Genomic DNA, 21,707 nt, shown 5'->3' with positions numbered 1-21,707 from the left:
GAAAAGAAGGAGCAGGCTTCAGGCGGCCAGCGACAGCCGGACGTCCAGGCTGTTGCGGGTGGCATGCGAATACGGGCAGACGACATGCGCCTGGTCGACGAGCTCACGTGCGATCCCGGCATCGACGCCGGGCAACGCGACCGTCAGCGCCACATCCAGGCCGAAGCCCTGGCCATCGTCGCGTTTGCCGATGCCGACCGCGGCCGTGACGGTGCTGTCATCGGCAATCTTCACCTTGCGCTGGCCGGCGACGAATTTGAGCGCGCCGAGGAAGCAGGCGGCATAACCCGCGGCGAACAACTGCTCGGGGTTGTTACCCGCACCGCCGGGGCCGCCGAGTTCCTTCGGGGTCACCAGCGCGACGCTGAGGGCGCCGTCGGCGGTGGCGGCCTGGCCGGTGCGGCCGCCTGTGGCCGTGGCTTGGGTGCGATAGAGGATATTCATGGCGATCTCCTTTTTAGATTGCGATAACTATTATTGCGATATCTAATAGCTAGTCGAACCCCGGATGCCCGTCAAGCATAATTTTTATCGCGATATTGTTTTTTGCGGTTATAATCCTCACAAAATGGTGAAGGAGGTCCGCCATGACCCAGAAAAAGCCCAGCAATCCAGCGCCCTTGCCAGCACCCCTGGACGACCAGCTCTGCTACGCCGTCTATTCGGCGGGCATCGCCATCCAGCGGGTCTATAAGCCCCTGCTCGACCGGCTCGGGCTGACCTATCCGCAATATCTCGTGCTGAATGTGCTCTGGCGCGAGGACGGCCAGACCGTCGGCGCCATCGCCGAGAAGCTGGCGCTGGAATCGAGCACGCTGACGCCCCTGCTCAAGCGGCTGGAAGCCTCCGGCCTGCTGCTGCGGACGAGAAATCCGGAGAATGAGCGCCAGGTCGTGATCGCCCTGACCGACAAGGGGCGCGCGATCAGGTCCGAGGCCGGCTGCCTGAACGAGGCATTGCTGGCGGCATCCGCACAGCCTCTGGCAAACCTTGGCAAGCTGAACAAGGACGTCAGGCAATTGCGCGATGCGATCTATACCAGCATCGGCGGCTGGACCACGCCGGCATGACACGCGCCGGCGCCGCGAGAGCCTGACTACACCGCCTTTTCGAACACGATCAGTTTCGCCGGGCCGGGCGCGAGAAGTGCAAGGGCGATCAGATTTGTGGTGGTGGGTATGCCCGTACGACTCGTGACAATGACTGGGACAGCTTCAACCTAACGCCGACAGAAACGCGGCGCGCGGGAAAATTATGCGAGGATAGTCCGGCTGCTCGATCGTCGCTTATTAAAATATTACAACAAAGTGAAACTCAGCGTTTATTTCCTGCAGGCATGGTCGTTATTCATGCCATGTTGATCAAGCACGCGCACTTAGCCAAAACGACATGACGAACAACGCCATTAAAACAATCCCAGAATACATGGTAGCCCATAGCACTTCTCCGACCTCATAATAATTGAACGCAATCAAGGCAGCCAACACGCCACCCAGAATGACTATCAACATTCCAATCTTTTTATATTCCCATTGCCCAATTGCTTGTGTTTTGCCATCCATTGCCCGAAAAACAACATGTAATTTTCTGACATCATCTATCCATCGCGGCCTGCGCTGACCGCCGGACTCAAGTGAAGATTCAAGTTTATCAGCAGCAGCTAAAAGAAAATCTGAGAAATAATAGAACTGTGACTTGGCAAATAACCTGTATGCAAATTTCTTCGACGCCAATCCTTCATCCAACATTGCACAAAGATCCGAGAAAAAATAAGCAATTACGCCGATATCATTTTTCTCAGCATCGAAGCCAACTCCTGTTGCGTAGCTTTTCAGTAAATCATTTGGCTCCTTGCCGCTTTTCTCCCATTCTTTTATAATTTTATGTGTTCTTTCGCGACGAGCTTTCATGCCGTCGGCCCACCATATTCCATGTAGGCGCGCTATTTCTGCGGTTTTTTCTAATTCTCTCCGCATCGCGTATGTGTAAAAATTCAATACTAGGCTTACAGCTGCTATAAGCGCAGACACAATTGCTAATATGTCACTATTACTTGTCATTGCCCCACTCCTATTCGTTTAGCTCCCGGCGTCATAATTCAAAACGACCCGGCAAAAATGGTACGTTACCTGAGGCAAAGGCTACTGATCTTGATTTGATGATATATGGCAGAAGAGCGTAGGAAAAATCCGTTCTCTTTCCAGCGTAGTTTAAGTCTAGGCTATTACACCGCCTTCTCGAACACGATCAGCTTCGCCGGGCCGATATCGTCGTCGATGGCGCGCCAGCCAAGCCCTTCGTAGAAACCGCGCAGATGCGGCCGCGCGGTGAGGAACAGCGTTTCGACGCCCAGCGCCCTGCAGCGCGTTGCCGCATCATCCAGCAGTGCCCGCGCGATGCCGCGCCGACGCGCCTCCTCGTCCACCCATAAGGCGGCGATCCAGGGCGTGAGGTCCAGCCGCGCCGGTTCGTCGCTGGCGATCACCGAAACGGTGCCGCAAAACATGCCGTCGCGCTCTGCCACCAGGGTGAACGGCATGCCGTCTGCTTCCGTGTGCCGGGCGAAGCCGGCGCGGATATCCTCAAACGGCACGTCCCTGTGGCGCCAGAAGGTGGTCCAGATGCACTGCGCCACCCCATCGATATGGGCCGGGCGGTCGCGCAGGTCGGAAATCAGCAGGCCGGTCATGCCTCCTTGCTGGCGGGACGGACGGGCCCTGTCAATCGGGTGCTCTCATTCGGGGGGCTTGATCGCGGCCATGTTCGTATTATGTTCCATATTGCCGCCGGTCTGCCTGGTGGTCCTGAATAGACAGGCCGGATCGATGGCAAAGATTCACCGATTCACGACATTTCAATGGGTTAACATAGCAAAACCATCGCAAAACGATTCAAAACCGTTGCTGCAGGGCGCAAAACCGGCGCCCCGCGCCGGCCGGCCGCCTCCACCGGAAGGCCAGTTGCCCGGCGGGGCCGGAGGGCGTAAACACGGCGCGGCTTTCCGGCGCTTTCCCCGCCCCCGAGTCGAGTTCCTCCTGGCCCCGTTCTTCCCTGTTGAGGCATCCGCATGATCCCGCGCTATACCCGTCCCGAAATGGCCGCCATCTGGGAGCCGGAGCAGAAATTCAGCATCTGGTTCGAGATCGAGGCCCATGCCTGCGACGCCCAGGCCGAACTGGGCGTGATCCCGAAGGCGGCGGCGAAGGAGGTGTGGAAAAAGGGCAAGTGGGAGATCAAGCGCATCGATGCCATCGAGCGCGAGACCAAGCATGACGTGATCGCCTTCCTCACCAACCTCGCGGAATATGTCGGCCCCGCGGCGCGCTTCGTGCACCAGGGCATGACCTCGTCGGACGTGCTGGATACCTGCCTGAACGTGCAGCTGGTGCGCGCCGCCGATCTGCTGATCGCCGGCGTCGACCGCGTGCTGGCCGCGCTGAAAGAGCGCGCCTTTGAGTTCAAGCTGCTGCCCACCATCGGCCGCAGCCATGGCATCCATGCCGAGCCCACCACCTTCGGCCTGAAGCTGGCCGGCTTCCATGCCGAGTTCCAGCGCGCGCGCAAGCGCCTGGTGATGGCGCGCGAGGAAGTGGCCACCTGCGCGATTTCCGGCGCGGTCGGCACCTTCGCCAATATCGATCCCTTCGTCGAGGAATGGGTGGCGAAGAAGCTCGGCCTGCAGCCCGAGACGGTCTCGACCCAGGTGATCCCGCGCGACCGCCACGCGGCCTATTTTGCGCATCTGGCCGTGGTGGCCTCCTCCGTCGAGCGGCTCGCCACCGAGATCCGCCATCTGCAGCGCAGTGAAGTGATGGAAGCGGAGGAATTCTTCTCGCCCGGCCAGAAGGGCTCGAGCGCGATGCCGCACAAGCGCAACCCGGTGCTGACCGAGAACCTGACCGGCCTGGCCCGGCTGGTGCGCTCGGCCGTGATCCCGGCGCTGGAGAATGTGGCGCTCTGGCACGAGCGCGACATCAGTCATTCCTCGGTGGAACGCGGCATCGGCCCGGACGCCACCATCCACCTCGATTTCGCGCTGCATCGCCTGGCCGGCGTGGTCGAGAAGCTGGTGGTCTATCCCGACAACATGATGAAGAATCTCGACCGCTTCGGCGGCCTGGTGCATTCCCAGCGCGTGCTGCTGGCGCTGACCCAGGCGGGCCTGTCGCGCGAGGACAGCTATCGCCTGGTGCAGAAGCATGCGCTGAAGATCTGGCAGCATGGCGGCGATTTCCTGCAGGCGCTCCTCGCCGAGAAGGAAGTGACCGACAAGCTTAAGCCGGCGCAGCTTACCGCCCTGTTCGATCTGGGCTATCACCTCAAGCATGTCGACACCATCTTCGCCCGCGTCTTCGGCAAGGAAGGCGTGACGCCCGGAATCAAGCCGGCCCGCAGGAAAACTGCCCCGAAAAAGAAGGCCGCCCAAAAGTCAAAGACGAAGAAGCGTTGACATCCTGATCGCGGCGGCCTCTCCTGAAAGAAAAGGGAGAGGACGCCATGATCGAGGCCCTGCGCACGCCGGACGAGCGGTTCGACAACCTGCCGGGCTACGATTTCAGGCCGCATTACCTGACCCACGAGAACGGCCTGCGCATGCATTACCTCGACGAGGGCAAGCATGCCGCCAGGACCTTCCTCTGCCTGCATGGCCAGCCGACCTGGAGCTATCTCTACCGGCGCATGATCCCGGTCTTCACGGCGGCCGGCCATCGTGTGGTGGCGCCCGACCTGTTCGGCTTCGGCAAATCCGACAAGCCGCGCGCTGAGGCCGCCTACACTTTCGATTTCCACCGCGACAGCCTGATTGCCCTGATCCGCGCGCTGAACCTGCGCGACGTGGTGCTGGTGGTGCAGGACTGGGGCGGGCTGCTCGGCCTCACCATCCCGATGAAGATGCCCGAACGGTTCTCCGGCCTGCTGGTGATGAACACGGCTTTGGGCACCGGCGATGTGCCGCTCGGCGAGGGCTTTCTGGCCTGGCGCGAGTGGAACAACAAGAATCCCGACATGCAGATCGCCAAGCTGATGAAGCGGTCATGCCCGCATCTGAGCGATGCCGAAGCCGCCGCCTATGAGGCACCCTATCCCGATGCCGATTACAAGGCCGGCGTGCGGCGCTTCCCGAATCTCGTGCCGGATTCACCCGAGGCGCCGGGTGCCGCATTGTCGCGCCGGGCGCGCGATTTCTGGATGAAGGACTGGAGCGGAAAAAGCTTCATGGCCATCGGCATGACCGACCCTGTGCTGGGTCCGCCGGCGATGTACGGATTGCAGAAGCTGATAAAGAATTGCCCCGCGCCGCTGGAACTCAGCGAGGCCGGGCATTTCGTGCAGGAATGGGGCGAGTCTGTGGCGACCGCGGCACTCGCGCGGCTGTAGATACAGTATACGTCCCAATTATGGGTGTATTCAGTCAAGTCTGGAAATTTTCGGCCCATCAAATTCTGCAGGTGATTCCACACCGCACATTCTCTCTTAGTAGTGCCGCTCCGAACTGGAGCGGGGGAAAAGGGGGAATGAGATGCAACATGCGATACACGCGGCCCTCATGGCCGCAACAGCCATATCCTTGACCGCCTGCGGTGCGGTCTGGCCCGATCTGCGGGATCCGAAAGCCGATGCGGATGCCAGCTTCTGCGAATACAAGGCCGAAAACGATACCATTGCCGAGGTGAGGGCCTGCGCCTCCACCTTGCGCGATACGCTGGTCAAGCTGAGCCAGGAGGGCGAGCGCTTCGACCGCGGCACGACCTATGCCCTGTTCGGTACCGCCACCGCCAGCGGCGCCGGCCTGGTGTTCGGTGCACCAACCGATTTCGTGAAAGGCACTGCCCTGGCCGCGGCCACCATTTTCGGCGCCCGCGAAACCGTGAACGTGAAGGAGCAGCGCCGTATCTTCAAGAAGGGCTTCCAGGCAATCAACTGCGTGCTGGAATATGAGGATGGCCTGCGGCTGGTGGACGAAAAAGCCAATGAACGCCTGACCGCCTTCGTGCCGGCATCGCGCCTGACTTTCTCGGTGGCGAATTCGCCAGGCACAGCGGTCAATGTCCCGCAACTCAAGCCCCGCAGCTTGATGGATGCCCTGACAAAAACCGCATCGGGCGGAAGCAACCGGATGCTGATGAACAACCAGGGTGGCGGCACCGCAGCACCGGCCCTCACAGCCCAGGGCATTCGGAAGCTGGAATATGCCGCAGCGCTGGACCTGAATGCCAAAACAGCGGCAGAGCAGATCAACAAGGTGCTACGCGAGCAGGCGCCCGAAGGCCAGCGCATCATCCTGCTGCGCCAAGCTATAGCCAATATTCGTTTCGAAATGCTGCAAAGCCTGGCCGAGAGCGTCGATCCGGAACAGGTTTTCGCCAACCAGCAACGCCGCGCCCTGGATACCGTCAGCACCGATCTCGGCACCCGCAACACGCTCCGCAACAATCAGGGCCGACTGCCGAACACAACAATAGATCAGGCAGACGGCGACGGTACCGGCGAGGCTGAGGCCGTCGACAAGGAACTGACCGCCACCGTGAACGAGGCGTTGGCCGTCACCGCACCGGCCCAGCGCTACGCCCAGTGTTCTGGTGCCGGCGGCGGCGACAATTCCTGATATCAAAAAGCCCTGCGCTGGCAATCGGCGCAGGGCTAAGGTTTGAACGTGGACGTCGAGATTACTTCGCAAAAATCATGTCGTCGTTGGCAAATGCCTTGAACTCAAGCGCGTTGCCCGAGGGATCGAGGAAGAACATGGTGTGCTGCTCGCCCACCTCGCCCTCGAAACGCACATAGGGTTCGATGATGAACTTGATGCCGGCATCGGTCAGCTTCTTGGCCAGCGCCTTCCAGTCCGGGATCGAGAGGATCACGCCGAAATGCTTCACCGGCACGTCATGGCCGTCCACCGCACCGGCCTGCTTGTAGCCGGTTTCCTCGGGCGCCAGGTGCGCCACCACCTGATGGCCGTAGAAATCGAAGTCGACCCAGGTTTCCGACGAGCGGCCCTCGGCGCAGCCCAGCAGTTCGCCGTAGAACTTGCGCGCCTCGGCGATGTCGCGCACCGGGAAGGCGAGGTGGAACGGGCGGATCGCCTTGGTGGATGCGGCGGTCTTGGTGGGGGCTAGGGCGTTCATCGGGGCCTCTTAAAATCAGGGGGCTGGCAATGGCCGGATCATAGCGGCTGGCATTGTCGCGACAATCGATTTAATCTCGGCTCGCTATGAGTTTTTCTCATGACCTGCCATCCCTGAACGCCCTGCGCGCTTTCGCCGCCGCTGGCCGGCATTTGAGCTTCACCCGCGCCGCCGAGGAACTGCATGTCACCCAGGGCGCGGTGAGCCGGCTGGTGAAGCAGCTGGAGGCGGAACTGGGCGTGGCGCTGTTCCGGCGCGGTCCGCGCGGCCTGCAGCTCACCGAGGCGGGCGGCGCCTATCTGCCGGCCCTGAAGGACGCCTTCGAGCGCATCTCGGCCGCCACGCGCCTGATCGCCCGCGCCGGCCGCCCGGCCAACCGGCTGGCCATCACCATGCTGCCGACCTTTGCCATGCGCTGGTTCATGCCACGGCTGGCCGATTTCCAGCACCTGCATCCCGAGATCGCCGTGGATGTGACCAGCGCCGACCGCCCGATCGATTTCGCCGCCGAGCCGGTGGATGTGGGCATCCAGTATGCCAGCAGCAGCAACGTCTGGCCGGCAGAACTGAAAGCGGAATTCCTGTTCGCCGAAACCGTGATCCTGGTCGGCGCCCCCGCCCTGCTGAAAAACAAGCCGGTGAAAAAGTCCGAAGACGTGAAGCGCCATGTGCTGCTGACCCATTCCACGCGGCCGGAAGCCTGGAGCGAATGGTTCACGGCCGCCGGCCTGAAACCGCCTGCGCAGATTCGCGGCCCGGCGTTTGAGCATTTCTTCATGTCGATCGAGGCCGCCGTGAACGGCCTGGGCCTTGCCCTGGTGCCAGACATCTTCGTGCAGGCGGAACTCGGCAGCGGACGCCTGGCCGAGCCTTTGCCGAAGCATCGCGTGCGGCGCCGCGGCGGCTATTATCTGCTGCACCTGGCCGGGCGCGAACGCGAGCCGGCGATCCGCGCCTTCCGCGACTGGCTGTTCAGTTGATCGTGTCGCAGGTGATCGTGACGGGCCGCACAATCCATCCACGCGCGGCTTTACCATGTTGGGCGACCGCGATAGGTGATGCGGCTCGCCCCGTCTCCCCAGCCGTCCGTTCATAGGATCATGCGCCAGTCCCGTTTCTATCCCCTGCTGTTGCTGATCGCCACCGGCGTCGCGCTCGGCTTCGCGCCGCCATTCGCCAAAGTGGCGGCGGGCGAAGGCATTCCGATGATCGGCTTTGCTTTCTGGCAGAATTTCATCGGCGGCCTGCTGCTGCTCCTGCTCGCCCTGCTCAACGGCGCGCGGCCACCGCTGCAGCCCCGGCATCTGCGCTATTACGCCATCAGCGGCCTGATCACGCTGGCCCTGCCCAGCGTGATGGTGTTCCTGGCGGTGGCAAAAATAGGCGCCGGCCTGCCCAGCATCGTCTATGCCTTTCCCGCCATGCTGACCTACATCTTCGCGCTGACCCTGCGGATGGAAAAGCTGGCGTGGATGCGCGCCGGCGGCATCGCACTCGGCCTGATCGGCATCCTCATGATCCTGCTGCCGCGCTCAGGGCCCGTGGACGAGGCTGCCCTGCCCTGGATGTTGCTGGCCCTGATCGCGCCGGTTTCGCTGGCGGCCGGCAACATCTATCGCACACGCGCCTGGCCGCAGGATGCGGCCCCGCTGGCGCTGGCCGCCGGCACTTTGCTGGGTGCCGCCTTCTGGCTGCTGCTGGGCGGGCTGGCATTCGGTGTCGCGCATCTTCCCGCCGGCCGCATCGATGCCGACTGGATTCTGGTCGCGGCCGGCATCGCCGCGTTCTTAAGCTTCATTCCCTATTTCGAACTGCAGCGTGTGGCCGGGCCGGTTTACTTAAGCCAGATCGGCTATGTGATGACGGCGACCAGCCTGGCCATCGGCACCTTCGTGTTCGGCGAACGTTATGGACTGATCACCTGGCTGGCGGCCGGCGTGATCGTCGCCGGCATCTACCTAGTGAACCGGCGACAACAGGCGGCGCAATAAAAAAAGCCGCCAGCAGAAACTGGCGGCTTTTTGAAGCAGCGCTCGAGCGCCAAGCGTCAGGGCGTGCGCTCGATCATCGTGCCGACGCCATGGGCCGTGAAAAGTTCAAGCAGCAGCACATGCGGGATGCGGCCATCCAGGATATGCGCCGCCTGCACGCCGCCGCGCACGGCATCGAGGCAGGTTTCCACCTTCGGGATCATGCCGCCCGAGATGGTGCCATCGCCCATCAGCACCAGCGCATCCTTCGCGGTGAGGCTGGGAATCAGCTTCTTGTCCTTGTTCAGCACGCCGGCCACGTCGGTGAGCATGAGCAGCTTGCTGGCGCCGACGGCAGCGGCAATCGCGCCGGCCGAGGTGTCGGCATTGATATTGTAGGTCTCGCCATTCTCGCCCACGCCGATGGGCGCGACGACCGGGATCAGGTTGGAATTCTGCAGGCTGCGCAGGATGTCGGGGTTGATGCGCATCGGCTCGCCGACGAAACCCAGATCGAGCAGCTTCTCGATATTCGAGCCCGGATCGCGCACGGAGCGGCGTAGCTTGCGCGCCTCGATCAGGCGGCCATCCTTGCCCGAGATGCCGATGCCGGTGCCGCCGGCGGCGTTGATCGCGGTGACGATCTGTTTGTTGATCGAGCCGGCCAGCACCATTTCCACGATCTCGACCGTGGCCTGATCGGTGACGCGCAGGCCGTCGACGAATTCGGACTTGATCTTCAGCCGCTCCAGCATCGCGCCGATCTGCGGGCCGCCGCCATGCACCACGATGGGATTGATGCCGACCTGCTTGATCAGCACGACATCGCGGGCGAACTGCATCGCCAGCGCCTCGTCGCCCATGGCATGGCCGCCGTATTTGATCACCATGGTCTGGCCGGCGAAGCGGCGCATATACGGCAGGGCCTCGGACAGGACCTTGGCGGTCTGCTGCAGATGCGTTTCCAGCGGTTGCGGGCCGGTCGTCTTCATGGCTGCTTCTCGGCGTTTCGTTGCTGTTAGCGGTTATACGAGGGTCTAAGCCAGGGCCGCAAGCTCGGCCCGCATTTCTGGGATGCCGAAGCTGCTTTCGCTGGAGGTGACGCGGATCACGGGATGGGCGGCCACATGACGCTTTAATGTCTCAGCCATGGCCGCCTTGGTCGTGGCCAGTTCGGCGGCCGAGGTCTTGTCGGCCTTGGTCAGCACCACCTGATAGATCACCGCTGACTTGTCGAGCAGCTTCATGATGTCCTCGTCGCCGGCCTTCAGGCCGTGGCGACTGTCGATCAGCAGGCAGACCCGTTTCAACTCCGGCCGGCCTTTCAGATAGGCGCGGGTGGTCTCGGTCCAGGCCGCCGCCTTGGCCTTGCCGACCGAGGAATAACCATAGCCCGGCAGGTCGACCAGGCTGAGCGTGCCATTGCCGAGATCGAAGAAGTTGAGCTGCTGGGTCCGGCCCGGCGTGTTGGAGGTGCGCGCCAGGGCCTTGCGGCCGCAGAGCGCGTTGACCAGCGACGACTTGCCGACATTGGACCGCCCGGCAAAGGCGATTTCCGGCCCGCGCGCGGGCGGAAGCTGCGGCATGGTCATGGCGCCGGCGAAGAAGTCGCAGGGGCCGGCGAAGAGCAGCCGGCCGCGTTCCAGCGCGGCCGGGCCGAAATCCTCTTCCACGGCCGGCAGGTCGGCCATGCGCCTTACTTCTTCGACTTGGACGTAGGCTTGGCGGCCGGGGCGGATTCCTCGGCGCCGCCGCCGATCTTCACGCCCATCCGCTTCATGATCACATATTGCTGCAGGATCGACAGCGTGTTGTTCCAGCTCCAGTAGATCACCAGACCGGCGGCGAAATGGCCGAGCATGAAGGTGAACACCACCGGCATCAGGGCGAAGATCTTCTGCTGCACCGGATCTGGCGGCGTCGGATTCATCTTCATCTGCAGCCACATGGAAACGCCCATGATGATCGGCCAGATGCCGATCGAGATGACCGCCAGAGGGCCAAGATCTGGCACCGCCCAGGGCAGCAGGCCAAAACCGTTCATCCACGAGGTGGGATCGGGCGCGGAGAGATCGTGGATCCAGCCATAGAAGGGCGCGTGGCGCATCTCGATGGCGATGTAGAGCACCTTGTAGAGCGCGAAGAAGACCGGAATCTGCAGCAGGATCGGCAGACAGCCGGCGGCAGGATTGACCTTTTCCTTCTTGTACAGCGCCATCAGCTCCTGCTGCATCTTGGCGCGGTCCTCGCCATAACGCTCGCGCAGTTTCTGCATCTCGGGCTGCAGCTTCTTCATCGCGCTCATCGCCACGTAGGACTTGTAGGCGAGCGGGAAGAACAGCAGCTTGACGATCACGGTGACGGCCAGCATGGCCAGGCCGATATTACCGAGCACGCCCTTCAGGAAGTCGATGCTGTAGAACATCGGCTTGGTCAGGAAGTGGAACCAGCCCCAGTCGACCGACAGCTCGAAGCGCAGGATCTTGTGCTGCTCCTCGTAGCGGTCGAGCAGGTTGACCTCCTTGGCGCCCGCAAACAGCAGCGTGGTGGCACTGACGGTTTTGCCGGGTTCAAGCTGCTGGCCGGCGCCGAGATAGTCGGCCTGATAGCGATCTGTGCCGTTATTGGGCTTGGCATGGGTGAAGCGGGCCTTCACGGTCTGCTCCACGCCGGGCACCAGCACGGTCTGCCAGTATTTGTCGGTGAAACCGAGCCAGCCGCCGACGGTGTCGTATTCGCTGGCCTTGTCTTCGGCCAGATCCTTGTAGGCCAGTTCCTTCAGCGTGCCGTTATCGCCGAGCTTGTCGCGGAACACGCCAAGCGGGCCTTCATGCAGGATATAGAGGCCATCCGTTTTCGGCGTGCCATGGCGCGATACCAGCGCATAGGGGAACAGGGTGATCGCCTTGTCGCCCTTGTTCTCCACCGCCTGCGTCACGGTGAAGAGATAGTTGTTGTCGATCTCGATCTTGCGGGTGAAGACCAGGCCCTGACCGTTATCCCAGGTCAGCATCACCGGCTGGCCCGGCTTCAGTACGTCGCGATCGGCGCTCCAGCGCGTCTGCGCGTTCGGCAGGGTTACGCCATTGCCCGCGACCGTCCAGCCGAATTCGGCATAATAGGGCGACGGCGCACCGGCCGGCGACAGCAGCTGGATCGGCTTGCTATCGGGCTGAATGGTTTCCTTGTATTCGGGCAGCACGACATCGTCGATGCGGGCGCCGACCAGATTGATCGAGCCGACCAGGCGCTTGCCCTCGATCTTCACGCGCGGGGTTTCGGCCAGGGCCTTGTCGCGCGTCAGCGCCAGATCGGCCGCCTGCTGCGCCAGATTGGGCAGTTGCGGCAGGCCGGAAGCACCCGGCACCGGGGTGCCGTCGGTGGGCGAAACCTGGCTCTGCTGCGTCGCCTGCTGCTCGCGCAGCCGGTCCTGCTTGGGCTTTTCGACGAAGAACTGGAAACCGAGCAGGATCGCCACCGACACGACGATCGCAATGATGAGGTTCTTCTGGTCGGACATCAGACTGAGCCTTGCTGTACGGAGGAATGGTCAACGGAACCGGTTTCGCCACGGGCCGGCGGCACGGGATCATAGCCGCTGCCGCCAAGCGGGTGGCAGCGCGCCAGGCGGCGCACGGCCAGATAGCTGCCGCGCGCGGCACCATGCTTTTCCAGCGCTTCGAGCGCGTAGCAGGAGCAGGTGGGCTGATAACGGCAGCCATGGCCGATCCAGGGTGAGAGGATCAGGCGATAGGCCTTGATGGGGAGACTGAGCAGGCGGGCAAGAGGTGTCATGCCGCGCTTCCCTCTCCCGGTTGGGCAGCCACCGGCACGGCCGACTGCCAGAGTTTCAGTTTTTTGAGCGCATTTTCCAGATCGCGTCGCAGCGCCTGGAAGTCTCGCGCCGGCGTGGCCTGGCGGGCCACCAGCACATAATCGTGGCCGGCGGCGGCATGCATCGGCAGGATTTCCCCGGCCAGGGCTTTCAGGCGGCGACGGGCCCGGTTGCGGGCCACGGCATTGCCGACCTTGCGGGATGCGGTGAAACCGACACGGCGGTGCCCGGCCTCGCCCGGCGCAGCCTGCAGCAGCAGACCGGGCAGCGCCACTCGCCGCTCGGCCGCCTGCACCCGGAGATAATCCGCGCGGCGGCGGAGTCGTTCGACACCGCCCGTCGCCATCGCGGGTAAATTAGGCCGAGAGCTTCTTGCGGCCGATGGCGCGGCGCGCGGCAATAACCTTCTGGCCGCCCTTGGTGGCCATGCGGGCGCGGAAACCATGGCGGCGCTTGCGCACCAGCTTGGAGGGTTGATAGGTCCGTTTCACAGCGGCTCTCCGTCTGACAACCGTCTTTATCCCGGAAAACCGAGGAAAAAGACGAATACACGCAAATAGAACCGGGGGCCTGTGGACCCCCGGCAAAATCGGTCCCGCTGTATACGGGGTCGGGCCGGTGGAGTCAACGCGCCTTTATGCCAGTGCGGCCGGCGGCAAGACCCGGCAAAACAGGGATTTTCCGCTGCCGGCGGGGAAAGCCGGCGCCCGCCCCATGCCCGGGCCGGGATTCGAGTTGACGGGTGGGGGGTAAGACCCTATAACCGGCCGCCAAATTTAAGACTCACACTGGAAAGTTAGAGGTTCATCATGGCCCGTCGTTGCGAAGTGACCGGCAAGGGCGTTCAGTCCGGTAACAACGTCAGCCACGCCAACAACAAGACCCGGCGTCGCTTCCTGCCGAACCTGCATGTGGTTTCGCTGATCAGCGAGGCGCTGGGCCGCGATGTGACGCTGCGCGTCTCCAGCCACGGCCTGCGCTCGGTCGAGCATAACGGCGGCATCGACAACTGGCTGCTGAAGACCCGCGACGACCGCCTGTCGGACGACGCCAAGGTGCTGAAGCGCAAGATCAAGAAGGCCCTGGCCGCCAAGGCCGCCTGAAGCTCTTCATCCTTCGGGATTGCAAACGCCGCCGGCAGAGATGCCGGCGGCGTTTTCGTTTTATGGCCTCAGCCGCAGGCGGCCTTGTTTAACTCGGCATTGTTCGACTGAAAGACCAGCAGCATAGTCGTTTGTTGGTCTGCGTTCAGGTTATCGTCAGAGTTCATGTAAATCCAGAGAACCTTGTCCCTATTATCAGGTGCCCTGACACACCGCACGTCGATACCTTCCATGTTATCCAGCGGACTGCGAGGATCATCTTTCCCTTTGACGACCTCACCCTTCATCAACAAGAGCTTGCCCGGCTGAGGCTCCAAAACTGGGACGCCGTTTCCCGGGCTGCAATTCTCAGATTGCATAGATGCATGCTTTAGGCTGGCCTGAATGGCGTCTGGCGTTATCAAGCGCAATCGAGCCGATGTAAAATAGATAGTTTGGCCTTTGTGGTTGTATGGGAAACGCCGTTCAAGCACGAGTACCGCGTCGTTTTTTGTAGCAACAGCATCAGTGGGCCGGAATTCATCGTCCACTGGCCAAGCCATGCCAACAACAGCCCCATTCGCCGCCTGATACCAGACGCAAGAATGCCCTGCATTCTGCTTGCGGCCTTCCTCAAACAGCAACATGCCGCCATCTTTGAGCAAGGCAACAGCCTCAAGGCCATTGTCAGCAGCCAAGCTTTTTGCAACAGCCTCAAGGCCAGAAACAGGATTGAAGCGTTTCTTCTCATCCGCCAAAACGAGAATTTTATCACTCTCGGCAGGCCTACGGTCATCGACCTCGAATGACAGAAGCCATCCCTTCTCGACGCGACGAAGAGACTCAGCATGATGATTTGCCGGCACTCCGCTCATCTTCGTCACCGTTGCTTTACCAGCGAATCCAATCGGCAAACCTTCATTATTGAGCGCCAGATCTACTTCCAGCCAGTGATTATTATCCGACACAAGGGTCAGTTTTTTTCCATCTGGATGAATGGTCATTCCAGAATAGCCGCCGCATAATCCAAAGCACCCTTCGGGTGGTTTAAAATCAAACCCCAGACCACCCAGATACTGAAGGTTCCCATAATTGCTGACGATCTCTGGCTGCGGCCATGCCGTCCTATTGGGCTTTAAAGGCTTTATCTCGATTGACTGCTGCGCGATTGCATTCGCTGCGCAGGCCATCAAGAAAATGCTCAGAACACACGAGACAACGGGTTTCATAGGCACCCCCCCTTATCCGTTTGCGCAAAGCTAGATGCAAAACCGGAACTTGTGTTTCGGATTTTTATGCCGATTCTCAAAAACTTACGCTTGTATGCGCGGTCATTTCTCCAGCCTGAACACCATCAGCAGCGTGCGCTGCAGGCTGTTGCGGTTGTCGTCCGACATCACATAGAGCCACAGGCTGCCGTCATCGGCGCGGCGCATATCCAGCGCTTCCATGTTGTCGACCGAGTATGGCCGCGCCCATTCCGCCAGCGTTTCCGGTTGCAGCACCGCATCCGGCCGGATGGAGGCCATGGTCACGCGGCTGATACGGGCCTTCGGTCCGGTCAGCGGCGTGAAGTAGCGTTCCAGCACGAGAACGTCGCCATCGGGCAAGGCGACGGCATCGGTCGGCTTGAAACCATCGCGGACCGGCCAGGACAGGTCCGACCATGCACCGCCCTGCATCCCGCCCTGGTGCAGCCATACGGATGTATGGCCTGGTCCGGACTCCTTCTCCTCGCTCAGCACCAGCAGATCGCCATTGGGCCAAACGGCCACGGCCTCGGCCCCGCCATTGTCGGGCTGCGTTTCAAAGCCCGGCGGCACGGGCAGGGTGTATTGGGCCGGGCCGCCGGGTTCGGCATAGGTCCAGAACCGATGGGCACGCTCGAAACCCACCAGCCACGACCCGTCGGGCAGGCGGCGCAGGGCCTCGGCATCGCTCAGCGATTTACGGGTGACCGGCTGGCCCCGGGCATCGGCCAGCGGCAGATGCCGGGCCTGCATCACGTCAACGGGAAGGCCGGCTGCATCCCGGGCGAAATCCAGCCGCAGCCAATGACCCAGATCGGAAATGGCCCAGAGCCCGCCGCCATCGAAATCCACGGCAATCCCGGAATATCCGCCAAAAACATCGCCTTCGGCCGCCAGGACGAGGCCGCCCAGATAGCGCAGCCGCCCCAGTTCCGCCTGCTCGGCCTGGCCGGGGAGCAGTTCCAGCGGGACGCTGCGCACAGCGAGCGGCTCGGCCCGCGCCCCCGCCTGCGCCCCGGGGCCGGCCAGCGGCTGGCCGATAGCCAGCAGCAGAAGCAGTGCTAGACTTATCAATTGTTTAGATTTGGCTTTCATGATGGCCCGCATGCTTTTCCACAGCCCCGCACGTCACTGATATCCCAGGATGGCATCCTCCGCCCAGCCCCCGAAGATCGCACCGATCAGACATGCCGCGATGAGGCTGCCGCGCTTGTTCGTGGTGGCCATGCTGCTGCTGCTGGGTGGCGTGCTAGGGCTCCAGCTCTATCGCCAGTATCAGGACGAAATCGCCAATGGCCAGGCCACGGCGCGCTCGCTGGCGATCATGATGGAAGAGCATGCCAGCCGCAGCTTCTCAGCCGTGGATATTTTTCTGTTGAACCACACCGAAACGCTCAGCGGCATGGCTGGTACCCAGCCGGCGCAAAATCTTTCGGCCTTGCGCGAACGCATGAACGCCCGCCTGTCGGAACTGCCCCAGGTGCGGGCCTTTCTGGTGCTGAACGAAAACGGCGATTCCATCCTCGACAGCACCAGTCTTCAGCCGCGATCCTTCAACGCCAGCGATCGCGAATATTTCACGGTGCATCGCGACCGGCCGCATGCCGGCCTTTACATCGGCGTACCGATCCAGAACCGGCTGACGTCGCTTTGGATTCTCAGCGTCAGCCGCCGCTTCAACAAGCCGGACGGCAGCTTTGGCGGCATCCTTGTCGTGGCGGTCGACCCCGAATACTTCATGAACTTCTATCGCGAAGCCGCGATCACGCCGGATAATTCGCTCACCCTGCATCACGCCGACGGCTTTCGCATCGCCCGCATCCCCGAGAGCGGCCCAGGCATCGGCAGCTCGACACAGGGCATTCCTCTGTTCAGCAGCCAATACGACAATGTGGATGCCGGCCTCTATCTGACGGCCGGACCGCCAGACGGCGTGAAACGCTATCTTGCTTTCCGTCGCGTGCCGGGTTTTCCGCTGATCGTCGCCGCCGGTGTCTCGCTCGACTCCATTCTGGCCTCCTGGCGCGAGAACCTCGGCTTCAGCATCGCCGCAATACTGCTGGCCAGCATGGCCGGCATCGGCTTCCTGGTGATCCTGCGCGGCCAGAGCGAACGCGCATCCTGGGCCGAACAGCGCCTGCGCGATGCGGTGGAATCGATGCCTGACAGCTTTGTGCTGTTCGACAGCAACGACAATCTGGCCCTGTTCAACCACAACACCCTGGATCTGCTGCCCAGCTTCCACACCTTCATCGGTCGCGAAGACGTCAGCTATCGCGAAGTCCTGGAAGCCACCGCCGCCGATTTCGGTTCCGCCTCGACGCCGGAAGCCCGCCAGCGCCACCTCGCCTTCCGCACGCAGCGCCTGACCCGGGAAAAACGCGGCTATATGTACGAATGGCGCATGACCGATGGCCGGTGGCTGCGCTTCTCGATCAATCCGACCAGCGAGGGCGGCTCGGTCGGCATCACCAGCGACGTGACCGCGCTGAAAATTGCCGAACAGCGCCTGCGCGATGCCATCGAAGCCCTTGGTAGCGGCTTTGTACTATACGGTAGCGACGGCCGCTTGATGGTGGCCAACCATCGCTTCTATGAACTGACCAATCACGACCCCGAACAGATCCGGCCTGGCACCCATGCAGAGGAAATGCTGGAAATCATCACCCAACGCCGCCTTCTCCGCTGGCCCGATTTCGATGCCGCCGCCTTCAAGGAAATGCAGCGTAAAGAGTTCTGGCACCCGACGGGTAAGCCGATGGATTCGGAAGTGCGCCCGGGTTACTGGCTACGCACGCAGCGTCACCGCACTATCGATGGCGGCGTCATCTCGGTGATCGACGACATCACCGACCTGAAGCTGGCCGAACAGCATCTGCGCGACGCCATCGAGAGCCTGTCGGACGGCTTCGTGCTCTATGCCCCCGACGGCCGCCTGCGCCTGGCCAATCACAATTTCTACAAACTGACCGGCCACGATCCCGATGTCATTAAACCGGGCATCACCTTCGACGATGTGTTTCGCGAAGTGCTCAGGATGCGGCGCGCCCACTGGCCCGATTCCGATCATGCCGGCTATGCGGCGGCGCTGCATCGCGACTACCGCAATCCGTCGGGCAAACCGATTGATGGCGAGGCCCGTCCCGGGCAATGGCTGCGCAGCGTGCGCCACCGCACCGCCGACGGCAGTACGATATCCGTGGTCAGCGACATCACCGACCTGAAGCTGGCCGAGCAGCGGCTGCGCGACGCGATCGCCGCCCTGACCGAGGGCTTTATCCTGTATGACCGCGACGGCTACATGGTGATCGCCAACCAGCGCTACTATGAAATGACGGGCCATGATCCCGCTCAGATCGGGCCCGGCATCCACTTCAAGGACATCATGCGCATCACAGCCGAGCGTCAGGGATACACGCCCGGCTTCGACGTCGACGCCTATGTCGAGACGATCAGCGCGGAATTCTTCAATCCGACGGGGCAACCTGTGGACAGCGAGCCTTTCCCCGGCGTCTGGCTGCGCATGCAGCGCTGCCGCACCCTGGATGGCGGCGTAATCACCGTCTTCAACGACATCAGCGACCTGAAACTGGCCGAACGCCGCCTGCGCGACGCCATCGAATCGCTAGCCGAAGGCTTCGTTCTCTACAGCCGCGATGGCCATATCATCACCGTGAACCAGCGGTATTACGAGCTGACCGGCCACGACCCGGCCATGATCGGCCCTGGCACGCATAACGACGACATCCTGGCCGGCATCATGGCCCTGGGACGCGAGCAGGGTCGCGAACCCGAAGCCGAGGCTTATGTCGACGCCCTGCGGCGCGATTTCGAACAACCCAGCGGGCAGCCCTTCGACATCGAGGCCCGTCCTGGCTACTGGCTGCGCACCGTGCGGCACCGCACGCCGGAAGGCGCCATCATCAGCATCGTCTCCAACATTTCCGACCTCAAGAATGCCGAGCAGCGCCTGCGCGATGCCATCGAATCCCTGGCTGAAGGCTTTGCCCTGTATGATCGCGACGGGCGGTTGGCCATGGCTAACCGCCGCTTCTACGACCTGACCGGTCACGATCCGCAGACGGTGGCGGTCGGCATCCATTACGACCAGATGATGGACCTGGTAGCCGCCCAGCAGAACCGCATGGCCGAAGGCGTGGATGTGATGGACTATGTTGCCCGGTTGCGGGCTGACTTCTACAATCCCTCCGGCCAACCCATCGACGTGCAGCTTCGGCATAGCCGCTGGCTGCGCAACCAGCGCCGCCGCACCGCCGAGGGCGGCGTGATCGCCATTATCGATGACATCACCGATCTGAAGCTGGCCGAGCAGCGCCTGCGCGATGCCATCGAGGCGATCAGCGAAGCCTTCGTCTACTACGATGCCGACGACCGCGTTGTACTGTTCAACCGGCGTTTCATCGAGTATTTCCCGGGCCTGAAGAACATCGTTAAGGTCGGTATCCGCTTTGAGGATATGGTACGCCAGGGCTTGGCGAACGGCGTTTTCCCGATCGGCGGGAAGGATCCCGAGGCGTGGATCGCCGAGCGGCTGGAGCAACATCGCGATCCGGCCGGCATTGCCATCGAACGGCAGACGCCAGATGGGCGCTGGCTTCTGGTGCACGAACAGCGCACCGTCGATGGCGGCCTGGTCGGCATCGGCACAGACATCACCGCGATCAAGCAGGCCGAGCGGCAGATGTTCGATGCCATCGAAAGCATTTCCGACGGCTTCATCCTTTACGACAAGGATGAACGACTGGTGCTTTGCAACTCGAAGTATCGCGAGTTCTACAACGAGATCAGTGACCTGCTTGTGCCAGGCGCTAAATTCAGCGACATCCTGCGCGCCAGCATTCAGCGCCAGATGGTGGACATGGAACCCGCCTTCATGGAGGAATGGCTGACCGAGCGCGTCGAGCTGTTCCGTAAAGGCAGCGGCAGCACCGAAACACGCCTGGCCAACGGGCGCTGGCTGCGCAACACCGAGCGACGTACCAGCGATGGCGGCGTGGTCGGCATCCGCACCGACATCACGGCCCTGAAGCAGCAGCAAGAAGTCCTGCAGCGCAATATCACCGACCTTGAGGCCGCCAACCGCCAGGTCGAGCAGCAATCCTTCCGTCTGCGCGAACTGGCCGACCGCTTCTCGGAAGAGAAGGAACGCGCGGAGGAGGCCAGCCGCGCCAAGTCGGAATTCCTGGCGATGATGAGCCACGAAATCCGCACGCCGATGAACGGCGTACTGGGTACCATAGGCCTGCTGCAGAATACCGAGCTGTCGCAGCAACAGCACAAGCTAGTGGTGACCGCGCGCGAATCGGCCGAACATCTGCTCACCCTGATCAACGACATCCTGGACTTCTCGAAACTGGAAGCCGGCCGCGTCGACCTGGAATCGATCGACTTCGACTTGCCCCGTGTGATCGAGAGCGCCGTATCGATGATGAATCCACGCGCCGTGATGAAGGGGCTGCGCCTGAGTACCTGTGTGGCGCCGGAAGTGCCGCGCTTCGTCAAGGGCGACCCCGCGCGCTTGCGCCAGGTGCTGTTCAATCTGACCGGCAACGCGATCAAATTCACTGACCGGGGCGAGGTGGAAATCATTGTCGATGCCGTACGGCAACAGGAAGGACACTTCAGCCTGACCATCAAGGTGCGCGACACCGGCATCGGCATCGCCGCCAACAAGATCAAACACCTGTTCGGCCGCTTCAGTCAGGCCGATAGTTCGATTGCCCGCCGTTTCGGCGGCACCGGACTAGGGCTGGCAATCTCCAAGCAGCTGATCGAACTGATGGGCGGCCGGATCGGCGTGGAAAGCACCGAAGGCGAAGGCAGCATCTTCTGGTTCACCCTGCCGCTGCGCGAGGGCCAACCGGTGGAAACCGACATCGCCGCGGCGCAGGCCGACGGCCCGACTACGCAGAAATCCCTGCGCATCCTTGTGGCCGAGGACAACCAGGTGAACCAGATGGTAATCGGCCTGATGCTGCGACAGCTCGGCCACCAGGTCGACCTGGTGACGAACGGCATCGAGGCCTGCGAACAGGTGCAGAAGGCTCCTTACGACCTGGTGCTGATGGACATGCAGATGCCGGAGATGGACGGCCTTACGGCTACGCAGACGATCCGCCGGCTGCCGCAGGACTGCGCCAGCCTGCCGATCATCGCGCTGACCGCCAATGCGATGGAAGGCGACCGCGAGCGCTATATCGCCGGCGGCATGGACGATTACGTCGCCAAGCCGATTGCCCTGCCGCAGCTGATCGCTGCGATCAACCGCGTGCTGGGCGGCAAGCCGGGTGGCACGGCGACGACGCCACCGGCCGAGCCGGAACTGCCAGCCGCACAGCCGCCATCGACGAGCGATGCGCTGAGCGAGAAGGCCAAAAGCGGGCTGAGCAGCCTGCTTGCGTCACTGAAGAAGCTGAACTGAC

General features: G+C 62.2%; 20 protein-coding genes. 8 read left to right on the top strand and 12 right to left on the bottom strand.

Translation table 11 applies throughout. From position 1 onward, the window contains the following. Positions 1 to 18 precede the first annotated feature (18 nt). Positions 19 to 444 (bottom strand): organic hydroperoxide resistance protein, encoded by a 426-nt coding sequence (locus tag ACK4FJ_RS18075; RefSeq protein ID WP_409768130.1) that lies wholly within the window; start codon positions 442 to 444, stop codon positions 19 to 21. 143 nt (positions 445 to 587) lie between these two features. On the opposite strand from ACK4FJ_RS18075, the gene ACK4FJ_RS18070 reads away from it, so the two are divergent. Continuing rightward, on the top strand, positions 588 to 1,070 hold the full coding sequence (locus tag ACK4FJ_RS18070) for a MarR family winged helix-turn-helix transcriptional regulator (protein ID WP_409768129.1): 483 nt from the start codon (positions 588 to 590) through the stop codon (positions 1,068 to 1,070). A gap of 291 nt (positions 1,071 to 1,361) precedes the next feature. Here ACK4FJ_RS18070 and ACK4FJ_RS18065 read toward each other — a convergent pair whose 3' ends face one another. Both ACK4FJ_RS18065 and ACK4FJ_RS18060 read right to left on the bottom strand, forming a co-directional pair. Next, positions 1,362 to 2,060 carry a hypothetical protein gene (locus ACK4FJ_RS18065; RefSeq protein ID WP_409768128.1) on the bottom strand — a complete coding sequence of 233 codons (699 nt, stop codon included), beginning with the start codon at positions 2,058 to 2,060 and terminating at the stop codon, positions 1,362 to 1,364. A gap of 164 nt (positions 2,061 to 2,224) precedes the next feature. Next, positions 2,225 to 2,689 carry a GNAT family N-acetyltransferase gene (locus ACK4FJ_RS18060; protein ID WP_409768127.1) on the bottom strand — a complete coding sequence of 155 codons (465 nt, stop codon included), beginning with the start codon at positions 2,687 to 2,689 and terminating at the stop codon, positions 2,225 to 2,227. A gap of 378 nt (positions 2,690 to 3,067) precedes the next feature. Between ACK4FJ_RS18060 and purB the strand changes: the two genes are divergently transcribed. The 3 genes from purB to ACK4FJ_RS18045 all read left to right on the top strand — a co-directional run bounded on the left by purB (position 3,068) and on the right by ACK4FJ_RS18045 (position 6,607). Next, on the top strand, positions 3,068 to 4,450 hold the full coding sequence (gene purB / locus ACK4FJ_RS18055; protein ID WP_409768126.1) for an adenylosuccinate lyase: 1,383 nt from the start codon (positions 3,068 to 3,070) through the stop codon (positions 4,448 to 4,450). 47 nt (positions 4,451 to 4,497) lie between these two features. Further along, a complete protein-coding gene (locus ACK4FJ_RS18050) occupies positions 4,498 to 5,379 on the top strand; it encodes a haloalkane dehalogenase (protein WP_409768125.1) in 882 nt (293 codons plus the stop codon). 169 nt (positions 5,380 to 5,548) lie between these two features. Then, positions 5,549 to 6,607 (top strand): hypothetical protein, encoded by a 1,059-nt coding sequence (locus ACK4FJ_RS18045; RefSeq protein ID WP_409768124.1) that lies wholly within the window; start codon positions 5,549 to 5,551, stop codon positions 6,605 to 6,607. Positions 6,608 to 6,668: 61 nt separating this feature from the next. Here the strand turns inward: ACK4FJ_RS18045 and ACK4FJ_RS18040 are convergent, their stop codons facing one another. Further along, the gene (locus ACK4FJ_RS18040; protein WP_409768123.1) at positions 6,669 to 7,127 is read right to left on the bottom strand and encodes a VOC family protein; all 459 of its coding nucleotides are present in this window, start codon (positions 7,125 to 7,127) and stop codon (positions 6,669 to 6,671) included. Positions 7,128 to 7,213: 86 nt separating this feature from the next. Between ACK4FJ_RS18040 and gcvA the strand changes: the two genes are divergently transcribed. Both gcvA and ACK4FJ_RS18030 read left to right on the top strand, forming a co-directional pair. Continuing rightward, a complete protein-coding gene (gene gcvA, locus ACK4FJ_RS18035) occupies positions 7,214 to 8,107 on the top strand; it encodes a transcriptional regulator GcvA (RefSeq protein ID WP_409768122.1) in 894 nt (297 codons plus the stop codon). 120 nt (positions 8,108 to 8,227) lie between these two features. Further along, on the top strand, positions 8,228 to 9,118 hold the full coding sequence (locus ACK4FJ_RS18030; protein ID WP_409768121.1) for a DMT family transporter: 891 nt from the start codon (positions 8,228 to 8,230) through the stop codon (positions 9,116 to 9,118). Positions 9,119 to 9,174: 56 nt separating this feature from the next. Here the strand turns inward: ACK4FJ_RS18030 and argB are convergent, their stop codons facing one another. From argB to rpmH, 6 genes are read right to left on the bottom strand one after another with little or no spacing between them, the layout of a single operon-like run. After that, positions 9,175 to 10,089, bottom strand: a complete 915-nt coding sequence (argB, locus tag ACK4FJ_RS18025; protein ID WP_374302748.1) for an acetylglutamate kinase — start codon at positions 10,087 to 10,089, stop codon at positions 9,175 to 9,177. A 45-nt stretch (positions 10,090 to 10,134) separates the two neighbouring features. Further along, a complete protein-coding gene (gene yihA, locus ACK4FJ_RS18020; protein ID WP_409768120.1) occupies positions 10,135 to 10,788 on the bottom strand; it encodes a ribosome biogenesis GTP-binding protein YihA/YsxC in 654 nt (217 codons plus the stop codon). Positions 10,789 to 10,793: 5 nt separating this feature from the next. Continuing rightward, positions 10,794 to 12,617: a membrane protein insertase YidC gene (gene yidC, locus ACK4FJ_RS18015; RefSeq protein ID WP_409768119.1), complete on the bottom strand. Its 1,824-nt coding sequence runs from the start codon at positions 12,615 to 12,617 to the stop codon at positions 10,794 to 10,796. Beyond that, positions 12,617 to 12,892, bottom strand: coding sequence for a membrane protein insertion efficiency factor YidD (gene yidD / locus ACK4FJ_RS18010; RefSeq protein ID WP_409768118.1), 276 nt, complete (start codon positions 12,890 to 12,892; stop codon positions 12,617 to 12,619). The genes yidC and yidD overlap by 1 nt, the downstream gene beginning before the upstream one ends. Next, positions 12,889 to 13,278 (bottom strand): ribonuclease P protein component, encoded by a 390-nt coding sequence (rnpA, locus tag ACK4FJ_RS18005; protein ID WP_409768117.1) that lies wholly within the window; start codon positions 13,276 to 13,278, stop codon positions 12,889 to 12,891. Before rnpA ends, yidD begins: the two co-directional genes overlap by 4 nt. A 10-nt stretch (positions 13,279 to 13,288) precedes the next feature. Then, a complete protein-coding gene (gene rpmH, locus ACK4FJ_RS18000) occupies positions 13,289 to 13,423 on the bottom strand; it encodes a 50S ribosomal protein L34 (RefSeq protein ID WP_374302739.1) in 135 nt (44 codons plus the stop codon). A gap of 318 nt (positions 13,424 to 13,741) precedes the next feature. Here rpmH and rpmB point away from each other — a divergent pair, with 318 nt between their 5' ends. Next, positions 13,742 to 14,035 carry a 50S ribosomal protein L28 gene (gene rpmB / locus ACK4FJ_RS17995; protein WP_409768116.1) on the top strand — a complete coding sequence of 98 codons (294 nt, stop codon included), beginning with the start codon at positions 13,742 to 13,744 and terminating at the stop codon, positions 14,033 to 14,035. Between the two features lie 68 nt (positions 14,036 to 14,103). On the opposite strand, the gene ACK4FJ_RS17990 is transcribed toward rpmB, so the two are convergent. Beyond that, positions 14,104 to 15,243 (bottom strand): esterase-like activity of phytase family protein, encoded by a 1,140-nt coding sequence (locus ACK4FJ_RS17990; RefSeq protein ID WP_409768115.1) that lies wholly within the window; start codon positions 15,241 to 15,243, stop codon positions 14,104 to 14,106. Positions 15,244 to 15,345: 102 nt separating this feature from the next. Further along, positions 15,346 to 16,338, bottom strand: coding sequence for an esterase-like activity of phytase family protein (locus ACK4FJ_RS17985; RefSeq protein ID WP_409768114.1), 993 nt, complete (start codon positions 16,336 to 16,338; stop codon positions 15,346 to 15,348). 121 nt (positions 16,339 to 16,459) lie between these two features. Here ACK4FJ_RS17985 and ACK4FJ_RS17980 point away from each other — a divergent pair, with 121 nt between their 5' ends. Then, entirely contained in the window at positions 16,460 to 21,706 is a 5,247-nt protein-coding gene (locus ACK4FJ_RS17980; protein ID WP_409768113.1) for a PAS-domain containing protein, read from the top strand. Position 21,707 lies beyond the last annotated feature (1 nt).

Source organism: Ferrovibrio sp., assembly GCF_046297595.1.
GTDB lineage: Bacteria > Pseudomonadota > Alphaproteobacteria > Ferrovibrionales > Ferrovibrionaceae > Ferrovibrio.
This window is presented reverse-complemented; position numbering and strand designations above follow the sequence as displayed.

Excerpts from the sequence above, each read along its gene's own strand:
- ACK4FJ_RS18075 (WP_409768130.1), bottom strand. The coding sequence starts at position 444 with ATGAATATCCTCTATCGCACCCAAGCCACGGCCACAGGCGGCCGCACC.
- ACK4FJ_RS18070 (WP_409768129.1), top strand. The coding sequence starts at position 588 with ATGACCCAGAAAAAGCCCAGCAATCCAGCGCCCTTGCCAGCACCCCTG.
- ACK4FJ_RS18065 (WP_409768128.1), bottom strand. The coding sequence starts at position 2,060 with ATGACAAGTAATAGTGACATATTAGCAATTGTGTCTGCGCTTATAGCA.
- ACK4FJ_RS18060 (WP_409768127.1), bottom strand. The coding sequence starts at position 2,689 with ATGACCGGCCTGCTGATTTCCGACCTGCGCGACCGCCCGGCCCATATC.
- purB (WP_409768126.1), top strand. The coding sequence starts at position 3,068 with ATGATCCCGCGCTATACCCGTCCCGAAATGGCCGCCATCTGGGAGCCG.
- ACK4FJ_RS18050 (WP_409768125.1), top strand. The coding sequence starts at position 4,498 with ATGATCGAGGCCCTGCGCACGCCGGACGAGCGGTTCGACAACCTGCCG.
- ACK4FJ_RS18045 (WP_409768124.1), top strand. The coding sequence starts at position 5,549 with ATGGCCGCAACAGCCATATCCTTGACCGCCTGCGGTGCGGTCTGGCCC.
- ACK4FJ_RS18040 (WP_409768123.1), bottom strand. The coding sequence starts at position 7,127 with ATGAACGCCCTAGCCCCCACCAAGACCGCCGCATCCACCAAGGCGATC.
- gcvA (WP_409768122.1), top strand. The coding sequence starts at position 7,214 with ATGAGTTTTTCTCATGACCTGCCATCCCTGAACGCCCTGCGCGCTTTC.
- ACK4FJ_RS18030 (WP_409768121.1), top strand. The coding sequence starts at position 8,228 with ATGCGCCAGTCCCGTTTCTATCCCCTGCTGTTGCTGATCGCCACCGGC.
- argB (WP_374302748.1), bottom strand. The coding sequence starts at position 10,089 with ATGAAGACGACCGGCCCGCAACCGCTGGAAACGCATCTGCAGCAGACC.
- yihA (WP_409768120.1), bottom strand. The coding sequence starts at position 10,788 with ATGGCCGACCTGCCGGCCGTGGAAGAGGATTTCGGCCCGGCCGCGCTG.
- yidC (WP_409768119.1), bottom strand. The coding sequence starts at position 12,617 with ATGTCCGACCAGAAGAACCTCATCATTGCGATCGTCGTGTCGGTGGCG.
- yidD (WP_409768118.1), bottom strand. The coding sequence starts at position 12,892 with ATGACACCTCTTGCCCGCCTGCTCAGTCTCCCCATCAAGGCCTATCGC.
- rnpA (WP_409768117.1), bottom strand. The coding sequence starts at position 13,278 with ATGGCGACGGGCGGTGTCGAACGACTCCGCCGCCGCGCGGATTATCTC.
- rpmB (WP_409768116.1), top strand. The coding sequence starts at position 13,742 with ATGGCCCGTCGTTGCGAAGTGACCGGCAAGGGCGTTCAGTCCGGTAAC.
- ACK4FJ_RS17990 (WP_409768115.1), bottom strand. The coding sequence starts at position 15,243 with ATGAAACCCGTTGTCTCGTGTGTTCTGAGCATTTTCTTGATGGCCTGC.
- ACK4FJ_RS17980 (WP_409768113.1), top strand. The coding sequence starts at position 16,460 with ATGAGGCTGCCGCGCTTGTTCGTGGTGGCCATGCTGCTGCTGCTGGGT.